At 57.1% G+C, this 17,894-nt stretch carries 19 protein-coding genes; 11 read left to right on the plus strand and 8 right to left on the minus strand.

The features are described from left to right. Positions 1-61: 61 nt before the first annotated feature. Entirely contained in the window at positions 62-2,251 is a 2,190-nt protein-coding gene (locus HX805_RS08850; protein ID WP_177027712.1) for a patatin-like phospholipase family protein, read from the plus strand. Between the two features lie 132 nt (positions 2,252-2,383). Here the strand turns inward: HX805_RS08850 and HX805_RS08855 are convergent, their stop codons facing one another. Both HX805_RS08855 and recQ read right to left on the minus strand, forming a co-directional pair. Continuing rightward, positions 2,384-2,818: a MarR family transcriptional regulator gene (locus HX805_RS08855; RefSeq protein WP_004371158.1), complete on the minus strand. Its 435-nt coding sequence runs from the start codon at positions 2,816-2,818 to the stop codon at positions 2,384-2,386. A 121-nt stretch (positions 2,819-2,939) separates the two neighbouring features. Beyond that, the gene (recQ, locus tag HX805_RS08860) at positions 2,940-5,066 is read right to left on the minus strand and encodes a DNA helicase RecQ (protein WP_004371161.1); all 2,127 of its coding nucleotides are present in this window, start codon (positions 5,064-5,066) and stop codon (positions 2,940-2,942) included. Positions 5,067-5,342: 276 nt separating this feature from the next. On the opposite strand from recQ, the gene HX805_RS08865 reads away from it, so the two are divergent. Together HX805_RS08865 and HX805_RS08870 are read left to right on the plus strand one after the other, a co-directional pair. Then, the gene (locus tag HX805_RS08865) at positions 5,343-5,930 is read left to right on the plus strand and encodes a YecA family protein (protein ID WP_004371163.1); all 588 of its coding nucleotides are present in this window, start codon (positions 5,343-5,345) and stop codon (positions 5,928-5,930) included. Positions 5,931-5,950: 20 nt separating this feature from the next. Then, positions 5,951-6,343, plus strand: coding sequence for a YbaN family protein (locus HX805_RS08870; protein WP_004371165.1), 393 nt, complete (start codon positions 5,951-5,953; stop codon positions 6,341-6,343). 117 nt (positions 6,344-6,460) lie between these two features. Here the strand turns inward: HX805_RS08870 and HX805_RS08875 are convergent, their stop codons facing one another. Together HX805_RS08875 and HX805_RS08880 are read right to left on the minus strand one after the other, a co-directional pair. Beyond that, entirely contained in the window at positions 6,461-7,147 is a 687-nt protein-coding gene (locus HX805_RS08875) for an HAD-IA family hydrolase (protein WP_177116769.1), read from the minus strand. Between the two features lie 104 nt (positions 7,148-7,251). Beyond that, on the minus strand, positions 7,252-8,100 hold the full coding sequence (locus HX805_RS08880) for an oxidoreductase (RefSeq protein ID WP_087692746.1): 849 nt from the start codon (positions 8,098-8,100) through the stop codon (positions 7,252-7,254). Between the two features lie 97 nt (positions 8,101-8,197). Between HX805_RS08880 and HX805_RS08885 the strand changes: the two genes are divergently transcribed. Together HX805_RS08885 and HX805_RS08890 are read left to right on the plus strand one after the other, a co-directional pair. After that, on the plus strand, positions 8,198-9,094 hold the full coding sequence (locus HX805_RS08885) for a LysR family transcriptional regulator (protein ID WP_004371170.1): 897 nt from the start codon (positions 8,198-8,200) through the stop codon (positions 9,092-9,094). Between the two features lie 24 nt (positions 9,095-9,118). After that, positions 9,119-9,475, plus strand: a complete 357-nt coding sequence (locus tag HX805_RS08890) for a DUF2784 domain-containing protein (protein ID WP_177008389.1) — start codon at positions 9,119-9,121, stop codon at positions 9,473-9,475. Here HX805_RS08890 and HX805_RS08895 read toward each other — a convergent pair. Next, positions 9,462-10,430, minus strand: a complete 969-nt coding sequence (locus HX805_RS08895; protein ID WP_177035129.1) for an SDR family oxidoreductase — start codon at positions 10,428-10,430, stop codon at positions 9,462-9,464. The genes HX805_RS08890 and HX805_RS08895 overlap by 14 nt on opposite strands. 96 nt (positions 10,431-10,526) lie before the next feature. On the opposite strand from HX805_RS08895, the gene HX805_RS08900 reads away from it, so the two are divergent. The 5 genes from HX805_RS08900 to HX805_RS08920 all read left to right on the plus strand — a co-directional run bounded on the left by HX805_RS08900 (position 10,527) and on the right by HX805_RS08920 (position 13,658). Further along, a complete protein-coding gene (locus tag HX805_RS08900; RefSeq protein WP_032899338.1) occupies positions 10,527-11,411 on the plus strand; it encodes a LysR family transcriptional regulator in 885 nt (294 codons plus the stop codon). Between the two features lie 54 nt (positions 11,412-11,465). Next, positions 11,466-12,044: a DUF4337 domain-containing protein gene (locus HX805_RS08905; RefSeq protein ID WP_008434886.1), complete on the plus strand. Its 579-nt coding sequence runs from the start codon at positions 11,466-11,468 to the stop codon at positions 12,042-12,044. Between the two features lie 68 nt (positions 12,045-12,112). Then, entirely contained in the window at positions 12,113-12,775 is a 663-nt protein-coding gene (locus tag HX805_RS08910) for a M24 family metallopeptidase (protein ID WP_177041414.1), read from the plus strand. Between the two features lie 17 nt (positions 12,776-12,792). Continuing rightward, the gene (locus HX805_RS08915) at positions 12,793-13,146 is read left to right on the plus strand and encodes a gamma-glutamylcyclotransferase family protein (RefSeq protein ID WP_177081034.1); all 354 of its coding nucleotides are present in this window, start codon (positions 12,793-12,795) and stop codon (positions 13,144-13,146) included. A 242-nt stretch (positions 13,147-13,388) separates the two neighbouring features. Beyond that, positions 13,389-13,658: a short-chain dehydrogenase gene (locus HX805_RS08920; protein ID WP_087692753.1), complete on the plus strand. Its 270-nt coding sequence runs from the start codon at positions 13,389-13,391 to the stop codon at positions 13,656-13,658. A 75-nt stretch (positions 13,659-13,733) separates the two neighbouring features. Here HX805_RS08920 and HX805_RS08925 read toward each other — a convergent pair whose 3' ends face one another. Together HX805_RS08925 and HX805_RS08930 are read right to left on the minus strand one after the other, a co-directional pair. Next, a complete protein-coding gene (locus tag HX805_RS08925) occupies positions 13,734-14,192 on the minus strand; it encodes a DUF2442 domain-containing protein (protein ID WP_087692754.1) in 459 nt (152 codons plus the stop codon). A gap of 3 nt (positions 14,193-14,195) precedes the next feature. Then, entirely contained in the window at positions 14,196-14,429 is a 234-nt protein-coding gene (locus HX805_RS08930) for a DUF4160 domain-containing protein (RefSeq protein WP_169385986.1), read from the minus strand. 961 nt (positions 14,430-15,390) lie between these two features. Between HX805_RS08930 and HX805_RS08935 the strand changes: the two genes are divergently transcribed. Beyond that, entirely contained in the window at positions 15,391-15,669 is a 279-nt protein-coding gene (locus HX805_RS08935) for a hypothetical protein (RefSeq protein ID WP_177116770.1), read from the plus strand. A 255-nt stretch (positions 15,670-15,924) separates the two neighbouring features. Here the strand turns inward: HX805_RS08935 and HX805_RS08940 are convergent, their stop codons facing one another. Then, positions 15,925-17,859 carry an ATP-binding protein gene (locus tag HX805_RS08940; protein WP_177116771.1) on the minus strand — a complete coding sequence of 645 codons (1,935 nt, stop codon included), beginning with the start codon at positions 17,857-17,859 and terminating at the stop codon, positions 15,925-15,927. Positions 17,860-17,894 lie beyond the last annotated feature (35 nt).

The following is a 17,894-nucleotide window of genomic DNA, read 5'->3' on the forward strand; positions in this document are numbered from 1 at the left end:
CGGGTTGAAAGGATCGAGTGGCTATAATACCGGCCTTTATCGTCCTGCCTTGAGATTGATGATGCGCCGCCTGTTGTCCTGCCTGTTGCTGTGCCTGTTCCCTGTCCTCGTCCAAGCCGTCGAAAACCCGCGCCCGAAGATCGGCCTGGTGCTCTCCGGCGGTGCCGCCCGTGGCCTGGCGCACATTGGCGTGCTCAAGGCCCTGGAAGAACAGGGCATCCACATCGATGCGATTGCCGGCACCAGCATGGGTGCGGTGATCGGCGGGCTGTACGCCTCGGGCTACAAGATCGACGAGCTGGAAAAACTCGCGCTGAACATCGACTGGAAGCTCGCCCTGTCTGACGCGCCACCGCGGGAAGACGTGCCATTCCGGCGCAAGCAGGATGACCGGGATTTCCTGGTCAAACAGAAACTCAGCTTCCGCGACGACGGCAGCCTCGGCCTGCCACTGGGGGTGATCCAGGGTCAGAACCTGGCCTTGCTGCTGGAAAGCATGTTCGCTCACACCAGTAACGTGCGGGATTTCGACAAGCTGCCGATCCCCTTCCGCGCCGTGGCCACCGACATCACCAGTGGTGAAAAAGTGGTGTTCCGCAAAGGCCACCTGCCCCAGGTGATCCGCGCCAGCATGTCGATCCCGGCGGTATTTGCCCCGGTGGAACTGGATGGCCGGCTGCTGGTGGACGGCGGCATGACCGATAACATCCCGCTGGATGTGGCGCGGGAAATGGGGGTCGACATCGCCATCGTCGTCGACATCGGCACCCCGCTGCGCTCACGCAAGCAACTCAACACCGTGGTGGACGTGCTCAACCAGTCCATCACCCTGATGACCCGGCGCAATTCCGAAGAACAACTCAAGGCCCTGGCGCCCCGCGACGTGCTGATCCAGCCGCCCCTGGCCGCCTACGGGGTGACGGATTTCGGGCGCGCCAAGGACATGATCGACGCGGGCTACCGCGCCACCCGCGCACTCGACGTGCGCCTGGCGCACCTGCGCCCGGCCGAACCGGTGGACCCGTCGCTGGTGGCCGCGCGAACGGCCGGCGAGCGCAACCCGGTGATCACCGCGATCAAGGTGGAGAACGACTCCAAGGTGGGCGACGAGGTGATCCGCTACTACATCCGCCAGAACCTCGGCGAGCCCCTGGACCTGGCCCGCCTGCAAACCGACATGGGCACTCTGTACGGCCTGGATTACTTCGAACAGGTGCAATACCGCGTGGTGAAAAAGGGCAAGGACAACACCCTGGTCATCAGCGCCCGGGGCAAACGCAGCGGCACCGACTACCTGCGCCTGGGCCTGAACCTGTCGGATGACATGCGCGGCGACAGCGCCTTCAACCTCGGCGCCAGCTACCGCATGAACGGCATCAACCGCCTCGGCGCCGAATGGCTGACGCGGGTGCAGATCGGGGACAAGCAGGAGCTGTACAGCGAGTTCTATCAGCCGATGGACACCGGTTCACGCTACTTCGTCGCGCCCTATATCAGTGCCCAGGCGCAGAACGTCGAACTGATTGAAGACAACAACCCGATCTCCGAATACCGCCTGGAACGCTACGGCTTCGGCCTGAACGTGGGCCGGCAGATCGGCAACAGCGGCGAGATTCGTTTCGGCGTCGGCGAGGCCTGGGGTAAGGCGGATGTGCGCATTGGCGACCGGAATTCACCGAGCATCAACTTCAGCGAGGGTTTCTATGAGCTGAAGTACTCCTTCGACTCGTTCGACAACGTGTACTTCCCCCATACCGGCGAAGACATTGGCCTGGCCTTCCGGGAGTTCGAACCGGGGCTGGGTTCGGACCAGCGCTATCGCCAGTGGGAGTTCAAGCTGGACAAGGCCATGAGCAGCGGGCCGGACACACTGATCCTCGGCGGGCGGTATGGGCGCACCCTGGATAAGTCGGACGTGGTGATTTCCAGCTTCCTGCTGGGGGGCGCGCGGCAGCTGTCGGGCTTCCGGGAGGATGCGATTGCCGGGCAGAACATCAGCCTGATGCGCGCGGTCTACTATCGCCGGCTGACGCCGCGGTCTTATCTGCCGCTGGATTTCCCGTTGTACCTGGGCGCATCACTGGAGCGAGGGCGGGCTTGGAACAACGACAATGAATACGACAGCGGGTACATCAACGCCGCCAGTATTTTCCTGGGGTTTGATACGCCGCTGGGGCCGTTGAATTTCAGTTATGGGTTTAACGATGACAGTCAGCAGGCGGTGTACCTGAACCTGGGGCAAACCTTCTAACTACGCCGCAAAACCCATGTGGGAGCGGGCTTGCTCGCGAAGGCGGTGTGTCAGTCAGCACATGTATTCACTGACACTCCGCCTTCGCGAGCAAGCCCGCTCCCACATTTTTGATCTTCTGTGTACCTGGGGTCAGGACTTCTCGAGATTTCCGAGGATGTGTTCATGCACCCGCATGCACACCCGCAGATCCTCTTCATCGACACCCACAAACAGCTCATGGCGCAAGGCCGTGGCGATGGTCTCGATCTGCTCGATCAGCGGCTTCGCGGTGTCGCACAGCACAATGCGCTTGGCGCGGCGGTCTTCCACCACGGCCTGGCGTTGCACCAGGCCCTGGCTTTCCAAGCTGTCGAGCAAACGGGCCAAGGTGGGCCCCTCTACCCCGACGCTCTGCGCCAGCTCACGCTGGGTAGGCGGTTCGGTAAAACGGGCCAGGTGCAGCAGCACCAGCCAGCGTGCCTGGGACAGTCCCAAACCTGCCAAGCGGCGATCCAGCTCGGCACGCCATCCTCGGGACATATGCGCCAACTGCATGCCAAAACGGTGTTGATCGGTTAACGGCATAAAAAACTCATGGATTAGACTGAAAATAAAGTGTGGCTAATTATTAGTCAGCTAAGCATGACCCATGCCAGTAGGCAAGACCCGGTATGTACTGATTCGTTACATTGTCGTAATTGGCACATCAAATCTCGAATTCCGACTGCAAAGCGGCCCTTACGCAGTACAAAACGCCCTCGGGAACGCGGCCGGTAAACAGCGGCGCAATCTCGGAAACGGGTGGCAATTCGCCTTCTCCATCCAGGAATGCATCCTGGATTTCACCGAGCAAATCTTCCGGCAGATCAAGGGCCTGCTCCAACGACAACTGCTGCTTGCCAATGGACTCGGCGAGCAAGGTGTAGACGTTCTTTTCCGAGCACTGCAGCTGCCCGGCAATCTGGATCGGGGTCATGCCGGCACGGGCGAGGCTGATCAACTCGTGGCGGATATCGGCGACCTCTTTCGGCGCCTCGACCTGGCCGCCGAGCACTTCGAGGAAGGCCTGGCCATAACGCTCCAGCTTGCGCGCACCGACGCCGCTGACCCTGGCCATCTCGCCGAGGGTAGTGGGATGGTCGCGGAGCATTTCCAGCAAGGTGGAGTCCGGGAAGATGACGTAAGGCGGCACGCTGTGTTCCTGCGCCAACTTCTTACGCAGCGCGCGCAGGGCTTCCCACTGTTCGCGCTCTTCGAAACGCACCAGTTGGCTGGCCTGGCTGGTGCTGCTCTTGGCGGTGGTTTGCGGCTTGAGGTCGCGGCGCAGCTCCAGGCTGACTTCGCCCTTGAGCAGCGGCCGGCAACTGTCGTTCAGGCGCAGGCCGCCGTAGCCTTCCAGGTCGATGTCCACCAGGCCACGGGCGACCATCTGCCGGAACAGCGAGCGCCACTCGCCTTCGGCGCGGGCCTTGCCCACACCATAGACCGAGAGTTTTTCGTGGCCGAAGCTGCGAATCTTTTCATTGTCCTTGCCCAGCAACACGTCCACCAGGTGGCCGACGCCATAGCGCTGACCGGTGCGGTAGATCGCCGACAACGCCTGGCGCGCCGGCTCGGTGGCGTCCCAGGTCTGCACGCCGTCCACGCAGTTGTCGCAGTGGCCGCAGGGCTTGGGCATGTCTTCGTCGAAGTAGGCGAGCAAGGTCTGGCGACGGCAGCGGGTTTCTTCACACAGCGACAGCATCGCGTCGAGCTTGTGCTGTTCCAGGCGCTTGTGGCGCTCGTCGCCTTCGGAGTTCTGCAGCATCTGCTTGAGCATCACCACGTCTTGCAGGCCGTAGACCATCCACGCATCCGCCGGCAGGCCGTCACGGCCGGCACGCCCGGTTTCCTGGTAGTACGCCTCAAGGGATTTGGGCAAATCCATGTGGGCCACGAAGCGCACGTTGGATTTGTCGATGCCCATGCCGAACGCGATGGTGGCGACCATGATCAGGCCTTCCTCGTTGAGGAAGCGCTTCTGGTGGTAGGCCCGCAGTTCGTTGGGCAAACCCGCGTGATACGGCAGTGCCGGGTAGCCTTGTTCACTGAGGAATGCGGCGACCTCATCGACCTTCTTGCGCGACAGGCAATAGACAATGCCGGCGTCGCTGCGCCGATCGGAGAGGAACGCCAGCAACTGCTTGCGCGGCTGTTCCTTGGGCACAATGCGGTAAAAGATATTCGGCCGGTCGAAGCTCGAGAGGAAGCGCTCGGCGTTCTGCAGGTGCAGGCGCTCGACGATTTCTTCGCGGGTCCGTTTGTCGGCGGTGGCGGTCAGGGCGATGCGCGGGACGTTGGGGAACAGTTCCGCCAGTTGGCCCAGTTGCAGGTATTCACGACGGAAATCGTGGCCCCATTGGGACACACAGTGGGCTTCGTCGATGGCGAACAGGGCGATTTCCAGGCTCTGCAGGAACGCCAGCATCCGTGGCTGCACCAGGCGCTCGGGGGCGAGGTAAAGCATCTTCACTTCGCCGCGCTTGATCCGGGCGGCGAGGTCACGCTGCTGTTCGGCGCTGAGGGTGGAGTTCAGCGAAGCAGCCGCCACGCCGAGCTCTTCAAGGGTGGCCACCTGGTCGTCCATCAGAGCGATCAACGGCGACACCACCACCGCAAGCCCTTCCCGCAGGAGTGCCGGTACCTGGAAGCACAGCGACTTGCCGCCACCGGTAGGCATCAGCACCAGGGCGTCACCGCCGTTGGCCACGCGCTCAATGATCGCACCCTGGCGGCCACGAAAACTGTCGTAGCCGAAGATGTCCTTGAGGACGCGTTGAGCCTGCTCGAGCATGAAAAACTCCAAATATCGCCGAAATCCCTCTGTACAGGCTGGTCGAAAAAGCACGCTTGAGCGGGAAATAATCCGTAAGCGAACTTTTCCCGCGACTGGCGCTTGGCCTGCAGGGGCATCACAAAACGCGGCAGTATACCCGAGCGTTACCCGGCAAAGGGTGCCGTTGGTGAATTGCCGCCGGGCTCAAATACCTCTCAAATCTGTGCTGCGGCTGGCCTGGCAGCTCAAGAAAGCCTAGAATTGCCCATCGTTTATTCCCAAGGTAGTCCGTCAATGTCCTTCGCTGAGCAACTAACCCGCCTGCAAGCCTTCCTCGATGCCGATGAGCTGCACGACGAGGCGCTGGACTACGTGGCCGCCCACGGCTATCTGACCGCGCTGTCGATCTGCTCCGATGTCGTTCCCGACCGTGAATGGATCGACGCCCTGTTCTCCGAAGAGCCTCACTACAGTGATGCCGCCCAGCGCGAAGAAATCGAATCGACCCTGCTGGCCCTCAAGGCTCACATTGGCCGCCAACTGGCTTCCGATGAAGAGTTCGAACTGCCTTGCGACCTGGACCTGGGCGAAGACCCGGACGACTCCGAACTGCGCGGCTGGTGCATCGGTTTCATGGAAGGCGTGTTCCTGCGTGAAGAGGCCTGGTTCGAAACGGCTGAAGAAGAAGTCAGCGAAATGCTGCTGCCGATCATGGTCGGTTCCGGCCTGTTCGACGAACAGCCTGAGTTCTCCGACATCGCCGCCGACGCCAACCTGATGGACGACATGATCGTTCAGATCCCGGAAGCGCTGACCGCCCTGTACCTGCTGTGCAACGCACCTGACGAAAAGCCGGCGATCCTCAAGCCTCGCCACCACTAAGACCGTTGCCCGTGGCGCCCATGGGCAACCGTTCCGTGATCCTGCGTTACGTTCTGCTGGCCATCGGCTGGTTGAGCGTGGCGCTCGGGGTAATCGGCATCTTCCTGCCGGTGCTGCCCACTACCCCCTTCCTTCTGCTGGCTGCCGCCTGCTTTGCCCGTAGCTCCCCGCGCTTCTACCACTGGCTGGTGGAACACCCGCGCCTGGGGCCGTGGATTCGTGACTATCTGGATGGCAACGGGATTCCGCTCAAGGGCAAGGTGTATGCCATTGGGTTGATGTGGGTGAGTATCGGGTTTTCCTGCTACCTGGTGCCGCTGATCTGGGCGCGAGGGTTCATGCTGACCAGTGCGGTGTTGGTGACGGTTTATATTTTGCGGCAGAAGACCTTGCCCAAGGCACCGCAGGACTAAATGTGGGAGCGGGCTTGCTCGCGAATACGGTGGATCAGTCAGCACATGTATCGGCTGACACACCGTATTCGCGAGCAAGCCCGCTCCCACATTTTTAATCCAGTCGCTTCAGAGGGATCAACGCATCGGCGGCAAGCCATACGCCGCCAAATCAAAGTCAGCCAACTTGCGAATAATCTGGTCAGCATGGTGATACTTGCTGTCCGCCATCGCCTCATCCGGCACCGCAATCGCGGTCATGTGCGCAGCCTTCGCCGCTGTCACGCCAAACGGCGAATCCTCAAACACCAGGCAATCCTCCGGTGCCACACCCAAGCGGCGCGCCGCCGTCAGGAAGATATCCGGCGCCGGCTTGGCCGCCCCGACCTCCGGGTCATCCGCCGTGACGATAGTGTCGAACAGCCCAAACCACTCACGGTGCAACGTGGTCTTGTGGCCAAACGAGTTGCGCGACGAACTGGTGCCCACGGCAATCGGAATGTTATGCGCCTTCAAGTGCCGCAGCAGCGCCTCAGCACCCGGCATGCCCAAGGCCTTGGGGAAACGCTCGCTCATCAGCGGCTCGCGGATCACCAGGAATTCTGCGGGTGTAATCGGCAGGTCCAGCGCCTTGACCACGTAATCCGCCAGGTCCTGGGCGCCGCGACCAATGATGTGCTGCTTGATCCCCCAGTCATAGGTACGGCCATAGCGTTCGGCGATGATCTGTGTGACTTCGGTGTAGATGCCTTCTGTGTCCAGCAACAACCCGTCCATATCGAAAATGACAGCCTTGATCGGGACAGCGGTACGCGGTGCATTCATCACTACAGATCCGTGGGCAAAAGGACTAAAAGGATTCAGCACAATAACGGCCAGCGTTACCTGCAAGCAACCGTTACGGCCTTGTGCCGAATCCAGTCAGTGCTTCACTCGGGAAAATCCGCCCCCTCAGTTACCTCAGCCCACGCATCAAAATCCGCACTCAGCGCCTTCACCTTGGTCCGCGCAAAGGTCAACGCAGCCTTGCCCAGCAACAGGCGCAATGGCGGTTGCTCAGCCTCCACCGCCTTGACGATGGCAATCGCCGCGCGCACCGGATCACCCGGCTGCTTGCCGCTGTAGTTGCGAACCATATTGGCCCGTGCCACCGCCGTTTCCTTGTAGTCGGCAATCCCGTGAGCCGCCTCGTTGGCCGAACGCCCGGCCCAGTCGGTGCGGAACGGGCCCGGCTCGACCAGCAACACCTTGATCCCCAACGGCGCGACTTCCTGGGACAGCGCCTCGGAAAGGCCCTCCACCGCAAACTTGGTCGCATTGTAGAAACTCAGCGACGGGAACGCCGCCACACCGCCCACCGAGGAAATGTTCACGATGCTGCCCGAGCGCCGGGCGCGCATGCCGGGCAAGGCCGCGCGGGTCATGGCGCTCAAGCCCCACACGTTGATTTCGAACATGTTGCGCACGTCATCCAGGTCGCTTTCTTCGAAGGAGCCGAAGTAGCCGACACCGGCGTTGTTGACCAGTACGTCGATATGGCCGAAACGTTCTTCAGCCGCTTTGACAGCCGCCTCGACCTGGGCCTGGTCGGTAACGTCCAGCGTCAGGACCAGGGCGTTTTCTTCGTGACCGGCAACGATGTCTTGCACCTGCTGCGGATTACGCGCGGTGACCACGGTCGGGTAGCCGAGGCTCAGGGTGTGCAACGCCAGCTGGCGGCCGAAACCGGTGGAGCAGCCAGTGATGAACCAGACGGGTTTTGCGGTGGAAGTCGTCATAAAGGGCCAATCCTCGTGTGTGTAGGAAAAGTATGCGCGCCGCTGTTCTTGCTAAAAAGATGCATAATCCACAAGGCCCTTTCGGAAATACCACACAATGGACACGCCCGATTTTCAGCAGTTGCGACTGTTCCTGCAGGTCGCCCGCTCGAAAAGCTTCACCCAGGCGGCCGACGCCAGCAGCCTGTCGGTGTCGACCGTCAGCCATCGCGTGCGCGCCCTCGAGAAACAGTTGGGTGTGCAACTGCTCAACCGCACCACCCGCAGCGTCAGCGTGACCGAGGCCGGCGAGCAGTTGATCCAGAAGATCACGCCGCTGCTGGAAGAACTGCAAACCAGCCTGCACAGCGTAGCAGCGGCGACGGTCGACGCCGCCGGCACCTTGCGCCTGAACATTCCCTCCACCGCCAGCCGAATGGTCCTGCAACCGTTGCTCCAGCGCTTCCTGCGCAAATACCCGGGCATCAACCTGGAAGTGGCGGTGGACAACAGCCTGGTGGACATCGTCGCCCAGGGTTTTGACGCGGGCATCCGCTACGACCATGTGCTGGCCGAAGACATGGTGGTGGTGCCGGTGGCGACGCAGTTGCGATTCGTCATCGTCGCCACGCCGCAGTATTTGCAGGGGCGCAAACTGCCCACTCATCCCCACGACTTGCTGGAGCATGAGTGCGTCAACTACCGCAGCGCGCAGACCGGCTCGCTGCACCGCTGGGACTTTGAAAAAGCCGGCAAGCAGATGCGGGTTACGGTAAAAGGCCGGCTGGCGACCAACGATGTTGAATTGATGGTGCGCGGTGCGCTGGACGGGTTTGGCTTTGCCTACGTGGCGCGCTCCAGCGTCGAGCAGTACCTGCAACGCGGTGAGTTGGTGGAGGTGCTGGACGACTGGATTGCCCACAGCGCGCTGTATTTGTATTACTTCAACCGTACGAACACGCCGAAGAAATTGCGGGTGTTTATCGAGTTCCTGAAGGAAGAATTCGGGACCTGATCCATTCAAAAAGCGAACCCCATCATGCTCTACCGTTTCGCCGCCGACGGCCTGGTGCTGTTTCATTTGTCGTTCATTCTGTTCGTGCTGTTTGGCGGTTTGCTCGCCCTCAAATGGCGACCGGTCATGTGGCTGCATTTGCCTGCCGCCGCGTGGGGCGTTGCCGTTGAAGTGTTCCATCTGCCCTGCCCGCTGACCCGCTGGGAAAATCTGTTTCGTCATTTGGCCGGGCAGGACGGATATGGCGGCGGCTTTATCGAGCATTACATCCTGACCCTGATCTACCCGGCCGGGCTGACGCCGCAGATTCAATTGGGGCTGGGCGCGCTGGTGCTGTTGATCAATATCGCGGTGTATGTACGGCTGATCAGGCGCGCTTAGGCAAGCAGCCGATACCCACCAATGTCGCCTCAACCGCCTCGTCCAAAGGCGTGTGCGGTTCACTGCCCAATATCTGTACGAGACGGCCGTTATCCATGCGCACCTCGGTTTGCCACAGGTAACGCATTTCCTGCATCTCGCGGAAGGTGGTGACAAAGGGCGCGGCCAGTTTCAGCAGCCACCACGGGAAAGCACGTACAGAAGGCTGCTGGCCGGTCCTGCGTGACACCACCCGCTGAATCGCCTGGCTCATCTGCCGACCATCGGCATCTATGTGCCCCGCCATATGAAAGCGGGCGAAGGCATCAAGGCTGTCGCGGCGTGCAATCAACTCGACCATGGTCCTCGCCACATCAGGCAGGTAAGCCCACTGATGCCCCACGCCTGGTGCTCCCGGATAACTCACGCTGGCCACCGGTTTTGCGGGTTTGACCAGGCCTTGGGAAAACCAGCTGCTGCCGGCCTTGGCGCCGAAAAAATCGCCTGCCCGCACGATCAGCGCTCGTGCGCCCTGCCGGGTCGCCTCAAGCAAACGCTGCTCCAGCTCTACCCGGATCGCGCCCTTGCGGGTAAGGGGATGCTGCGGCGAATCTTCCTCCAACCGCGCGAATGCATCAGGCCCGAAGTTGTACACCGTGCCCGGCAAGACAATCGTCGCCCCTTCCGCGACTGCCGCCGCGATGCTGTTGTCGATCATCGGCAGCACCAGCTCCGCCCAGCGCTGGTAACCGGGCGGATTCACCGCATGCACGATCACCGAACAACCCCGGGCCGCTGCGACGACTTCCCCACGGTTCAGCGCATCACCTTTTATCCAGGTGAAATCGGCATTCTGCTTGTGAGCCTTATCCACATCCCTCGTCAGGGCGCACACCTGCCAGCCCGCAGCGAACAACTGCCGCGCCACCTCGCCACCAATCCCGCCTGTCGCGCCCATTACCAGAACCTTGTTCATGCTTTTTCCCCTGAGGGTTGTGTGATGGGGCGATTCTGTTCGCCGGCGAGCTATAGAGGAATTGCCGAAGATCATCCAGACGCTATACATTTATGCATGGCATCAAATATTGGTTGGGAGCTTTACCGGTCGTTCCTCGGGGTACTCAAGGAAGGATCGTTGTCGGGGGCCGCACGGCAGCTCGGCATCACGCAGCCCACGGTCGGGCGGCACATCGCTGCGCTGGAAAAATCCCTCAACGTGGTGCTGTTCACCCGCTCCGCCAGCGGCCTGTTGCCCACGGCGGTCGCCCTCACCCTGCGCACCCATGCCGAAACCATGGAAACCACCGCCGCCGCACTCGAGCGCGCCGCGTCGCCCCAAGGCCCCGAAGTGCGCGGCGTGGTACGAGTGTCTGCCAGCGAAGTGATCGGCGTGGAAGTCCTGCCGCCGATCATCACCCGCCTGCGCCAACAGCACCCGCACCTCAGGGTCGAACTGGTGCTGAGCAATCGCCTGCTGGACCTGCTGCAACTGGAGGCCGACATCGCTGTGCGAATGGTCCGACCCAGCCAGGAACAACTTCTGGCGAAAAGGATCGGCGTTATCGAAGTCGGCCTGCATGCGCGCAACGACTACCTGCAACAACATGGCACACCCCAGAGCCTGAATGATCTCTCAGCTCATTCAGTCATCGGCTACGACCAGGAAAGCGCCTTCATCCGCAGCCTGGCCGTCAAAGGCTTCGACCGCAGCGCCTTTTCCCTCAGCAGCGACAGCGACCTCGCACAACTGGCCCTGATCCGCGCCGGCGCCGGCATCGGTGGCTGCCAGGTCAAACTGGCCCGGCAAGACGCCCGCCTGAGCCGAGTGCTGCCGGACGCATTTGCCCTGCAACTGGACACCTGGGTCACCATGCACGAAGACCTGCGCAACAGCCCGCGCTGCCGCGTCACCTTTGACGCCCTGGTGGCCGGTTTGCAGCATTACGTACAGGATTGAGACAGCTTCGCTGGTGAAGAATCAGAGTCCCTCAAACCCTTCATAGACGCCCCCATGTCCGAAGCCTTCGAAGTCCCCAGCCCCCACGAAAAACACGTCGAACACGCCACCGAACATGCCCACCGCAGCGGAGACAATTTCGCCAGCCGCATCGCCGTGATGACCGCCATCATGGCCACCGTCGGCGCCATGCTCAGCTACCAGGCCGGCTCCACCGAAAGCGAAGCGGCGATGGACAAAAACAACGCCGCCATCTTCAAGACCGAAGCCGCCAACCAGTGGAACTACTACCAGGCCAAATCCAGCCGGCAGAACCTTGCGGAGCTGGCAACGCATATTCCGGGTGTTGACGCCAAGCACTACACCGACGAGATCGAGCGTTATAAAACCCAGAAGGAAGACGTGCGCAAACAGGCCGAAAAGCTCGAGGCCACATCGAAGGAATGGGATGAAAAGTCAGAGCAGGCATTGCATCAACATCACCGCTGGGCACAGGCGATGACCGCGATTCAGATCGCGATTTCATTGGCTGCGATCACATTGCTGACAAGGAAGGAATGGTTGAAGCGCATGGCGTATACCGCCGGTGGTGTGAGTGTGGTGTTGGGTGGGATGGCGTGGTTGCATATTTAGGTTCCATCCTGCCATCGCTATATAGTAAAACGCATAACGCCTGACACTATAAAGCCGAGGAAAAGCCGGTGACCGCACAATCATCCAAGGAAGCTGTGGGCGTCGCCTACAGCATCGACTCAATGCGCTACGCCCAGGCCATGACTTGGCGCGCGATCGAAGCACTGTCCAAACTCATCCGCCCCGGCATGCTCGAATCCGAAGCCCGCGAGCTCGGCAAAAAGGTCCTCGCCGACCTCGACATGCAGCGCATCTGGCACCCGCTGCTGGTGCGCTTTGGCGCCAACACCCTCAGGACCTTCAAGGAACGCTCCGACGGCGACCCGGTGCTGGGGGAAAACGACATCTACTTCATCGACATGGGCGCCGTTTGGCAAGGCCATGAAGGTGATGCGGGGGCGACCTTCAGCACTGGCAACAACCCGGAGATGGCCGCGTGTGCGCGCGCAGCGAAAGAGTTGTTTGACCGGGTGGAACAGCGCTGGAGGAACGATAAAGTCGTCGGCCTGGAGCTGTATCGTTTTGCCGAAGAGCAAGCGAAGGAAATGGGTTGGGTGCTGAACCTCGACATCAAAGGGCACCGCGTCAGCGATTTCCCCCATGCGATTTACCGTGGCGGTGATCTTGGGGATTTTGACCAGTATCCGAATGAAGGGCTGTGGATCCTGGAGATCCAGATTGCGCACCCGAGCGCGGCTTATGGTGCGTTTTACGAAGATTTGCTGGCTTAATTTTTCAAGGAATAAAGATGGAACGCTCGACCGAATTTCCCGTGCTGTTGTTTTCCTACGGCACGCTGCAGGACAAGGCTGTGCAACTGTCCAACTTTGGGCGGGAGTTGGTGGGTCAGCAGGATGCGATGCTGGGGTATTCAAAAAGCTGGGTGGAGATTACCGATCCTGAGGTGTTGACGGCCAGTGGCAAGACCCATCATCCGATTGTTTCGCCGAGCGGGCGGAATGAGGACAGTGTTGAGGGGACGGTGTTTCAGATTACCGAGAAGGAGCTGGCGGCGGCGGATGCGTATGAGGTATCGGACTATAAGCGGGTTTCGGTGGGGTTGGCTTCGGGGTTGACGGCTTGGGTGTATGTGCAGGCTTGAGAGCGTGCAGTTGATCAATCGGAGTGATTTCCTACAGATCAATCTGAAAGTATGCCCTGCCCGCTTCGTAATGCCAGGTCTATAGTCTTTCGGTCGCCGTCATGGCGACCGAGTTTGGCGACTCGAAGACAAATCTGAAAACTAAAACTCTGCGATCCAGTTTTTCAGGCGACGGCTGTTTTATGAAGGTCTAACTTGAAAAAGGTTAGCTATTTTTCTATTTGTCTCAGATGGACTCCCGTATGAATCAATATATGGCACTCACCAGCAACGACTGCACCACACCCGCCCTTTTCGTAGACACCACAGCACCGCTGGATGTCCTGCTTGATGCTGCAAACTATCGGATTCGCGCCGTAACCCAAGTTCTAGAAAACCTGGCGCTGCGTGCAGAAATCAGTAGTGATACGGTCGTGCTGGGCGACTTTTCCTTGCTCTGCGCAATTCCGTTACGCGATGGATGCGATCTGCTGGATGTCATAGGTCGGAGGATGGCAGCGCAGTATTCCTGAACCCATTGGCTTGACCCCGCAAAAAGGAAAAAGGGACGACCTCTCAGTCATCCCTTTTTGCGAACATTACCCAACCTAAACGCAACGTGTGCCACGAGCCTTATGCTCGTACTCCCACCCCTTACACGCCAACCCTACATGCTTGGGAATCAGAGCGGCCCCGCTGCTGTAGGAAGTAATGGTCCTACGAGTGAAGCCTAGTTCCACAGCCGCAGCGGAGAGCGACAGATTGTTGCTGAGCATCCACTTTCTGAAGTCCTGCGTCAGCATGACCTCGCCGGACTGTTCCAGCGCCAAACGATGCAAGGTGACGGAGGACAACTCCAGGTCATTGCCCCAAGTCACGTCAAAGCCCCACTCACCGACTTCAACCCGACCAAATAGAGCCAAGTCCTGAAGGGGTTTTAGAATCGGGAAGGTATTTATGTGATCAGTGAGATCAACGGTGTGTCGCTTACCGTTATTCCACTCAATTTCGATGGCATGCTTGCCGGCAACTGGTTGCACAGCAGAGATGCGAAGCTTGCTGGTCATAAGTCAGTTCCTCCGGTTTTGTTCATTCCATACGCGCCAAAGATCAGTGGTATGGACTCTTGCCCAAAGCAGGGCAGCTTTCAAGGCCTTGGTTTCGGCACCTTTGCCGAGAACCACCAGCCCTTCTATCTGAACCAACGACTCTCCGTCCGGCGTTTGCACGTGAAAGTGCGGCGGCGCGTGGTCGTCGGGATAGATTTTTATTTTCCAGTTTCGTTCACTGTGAAGGGTAGCCATGGGGACAGATGCTAGAGAAAATTTTTCTCTAGCACAACCCTGTATTCAAACCCCAGAAACCACAAAACCCCTGACTTCTTTCGAAACCAGGGGTTTTGTTTACATCGAATTTGGCGGTGAAGGAGAGATTCGAAAGTACCCGCACCCTCGATCGCTCAGCCAAGGCCCCGGAATACAAGGGCTCCAGCGGTGCCGGTTGCGCGAAAGCGTTCCCACGCCATTCCCACGGACCTCAGATTGCACCGAGTTACGCGTGCGCATCACACGTGTAGGGGGCTGAGATTCAAAATCTAGAGGGGGGCAGAAAAAAGAGTAACATAAGTAATCTTGACCGTTTTTCACGCTCAACACATTGAAATTAAAGGACTTTGTGTTTCGACCAAAAGGTAATCTTTAAGTAATATTGAAGTAATCTGATTACTCTTTATAAACGTAATTCTCACCCTTACAAAAAACCTTTAAAAACAATAGCTTGCAAAATAATTACCTTTTCAATTACTTCTTTGTTACTCCTTTTTGTAATACCGAACCCCACGGAATACGCGGCCTCCAGCCCAATACCTATACGTGGTTACTGAAATTACTCTTTTTGAAATACCCCCCCTCCTACCGCCATAGCAAAGCTTCCAGTCCTTTCGAAGAAATACCCACCTGGTGCAGGGTTCCGCAGGCTTTCAACCTCCCCACAACGCCAAGCAAGCGCCCAGCCTGAGCCGCCGGAAGTGGTCCGCAGGGGCGCAGAAAAAACGACCCATTTAGCCCGCAGGCGAGGTGGGGGGACGACGGCGCGCGCCAGGTTGAAGCACGCCATTTCCCCACATTTTGTAGCACGTCAGATCCCCTGACTTCACTAGGCACCCTGCTCGAGACAGCTGCGGGCGCATCACAGCCTATGCTTCTCGCAAATATGGCTGGGAAGGAAGGTAGGGCTTGGTAGACGGGAAGGCGTTGTGAATCGCCGATGGACGCCGCTACTATCGGGCATCCTCGATATCGGCAGGGAGTCTCCAAAATCTACGCTGCTTGCGTTCGCCTTGAAGAGATTGCGAAGCAGTTCGAAGCGCATGGCATCACCATCAACCTAGACGCCGCAATGATCAAGGCAATGAAGAGCAGTTCGTCTCAGCGCTACATTAACCATAACCGCGCCGTTCATAGCCCTATCGAGCGCAACACCATAAAATGTTGGGTGTTCGAAGCTCTTCCCAGGATCGAAACTAACGTCGGCTACCAGGCATAGACCAAGCTTCGGGGCTTAGCTCCGTATCCTTGGAGGATACGCAGGACAAGCGACCTATTTAGGACACTAGCGTGGCGGGGGAGAAAGTGGCGCCCGCTAGAAGGCAGGCGTCGAATGCTCAAGCGCTAAAAAATGCCGTACGTGGCGGCTTGCAAACCTCATATATTCATGAACATAAACTTAAACAGCAATATGTCGCTATCCTCCACTTCCCTCACTACCCAAAAGACTAAAAAATCAAAAAAACAAGCACAGTCATCTTCGACGCGATAATTGCAGCTCTTTAAACAAGTGAGCGAATTGAATAGGAATAAATCTTCCCCCCGACATCTTTAACATAGACTTAGTAACAACTGTGTATTTGAGATCTTTCTTAGGTCCATTTCCAATATAAGATTTCAGTCCATTGTATGCAGCGATTACGCGCTTCTCTAACCCCTCACCCATAAGCAAATATTGCTTATCCGTTCGCAACTGCACTCCTGAGATGTAAGTTAGCTCTGCGTCCTTACTATTCTGACACCCTAATATTCGCTCCAAATAACGATCTAAAGAAATTTGAAGCAGATCTGGGCGTCCCATCCAATCGGTCCAGGAGACATTTTCACCACACAAATTGAAAATCGAATATTCGCTCTCTTTATCCATATGAAGTAGCAACAGAATGGAAATCGGATCTAAGGCAACATTCTCGGTAGTATAGGCATAATCCTTGGCAAAGACTATTACTCCGGGCTCTGGCTTGTTTTTTAGATCCCAATCAACGACGCCTCTGACATATTTGCTACTGGGATCAGTAAAGCTATTAACGGCTCCGTAGACATGCGCACAACTACCAACACCATTTATCGCCGCAACGACGTTCGAGATCAACTCTTCATCACTCGAAACTAGACTTTTCATCGCCTCGACAATACGCGAAATAGGAACTTTTTCTCCCGATGGAGTAAAGCTTAAAGAAACCTTAGAGTCGATCGCATTCTCTGTACCTCGAAGATACGTATAAAGTGCGCTGTACAAGTTTGCATCATATAGACTCTCTACAAACACATGAAGTCTATTCTCAGGGTCTATAGATATCTGATCAACACCGTCCAGCAGATCAGATATCGCCAAGTCTTTTTCCACCGGTTTCACATCACCATCACATACTACGTAAACACTTTTATCTGGAGCCAATGCAACTGTCGTTGGAGAATGCGTAGTTATAATCACATACGTCCCAAAGATGGTCGTAAACAAACTCAGAACCGTGTACAGCTTTTCTACCATTTTCGGATGCAAAAACGCATCAGGCTCATCAATAAGTAACAGTTTTGGAATAGATGACGTCAACGTATTTTGATACTGAGTATTAAACAATGTCAAAGCGAGCCATAATAAAGTTCTCTCACCAGATGACAATGATTCCGGAGATATGAACTCCTCACTTCCCTGCAGCTTTAGCTGTGCAACATAATCAAAAACCTCATACTCTTCATCAGGAACAGAAATAATAAACTTATCATCAAATACCGACTTTAATATTGAGTTAATCAAACTCCAGGGCTCAGGACCAAAAACCTCGCTTATCTTATCCACATCAATGAAACTTATTTTTTTATTCCTTTTTGAAGCGCGCCACGAGTTAAACTCATTTTCATAAATACGCCGCATGTAAGAATTACTTATTAAAGAAAGATTGCTAACCCCCAAAGGTGTATCTAGAATATCAGAATAGTTAACTCTTATATTTTCACCATCCAACTCAGAGACAGGAATATTTAGTTTTTTTGATATTATCTGACACAACTCATACAACTTACTATAACTAAGACCCGGATTACTATCTAGTCCTCTTGAATGCATCATACCTAAACCTGACTTACTTAGATCATACGGATCTACAAAATCTTTTTTGCATCGAACAAAATAATCTACGGTTCGATCAACTCTCAAAACATACGAAGCGTCATCAATTATTTGACCAAACGAAGGAACCAAGGAAGATTGAGCCAAAAAAACCATATTTGCTCTTTCTACCTTATCTCCAGCGCAATAAGTCTCTGACTTTCCCTCAATAATACTTTCTAGAAACCGCGTCTTGCCTACACCGTTCTTACCTGTCAATACTAAAATTCGCCCATCTGCTTCGAAGGACTGCTGCAAAAAAAAACCTTTATGCTCCGCACCACCAACAAACTTCAACATTGATCCGCTCCTGCGAAAATTACTACATCAATAAA

It is taken from the genome of Pseudomonas sp. G5001, from assembly GCF_013385475.1.
Classification (GTDB): domain Bacteria; phylum Pseudomonadota; class Gammaproteobacteria; order Pseudomonadales; family Pseudomonadaceae; genus Aquipseudomonas.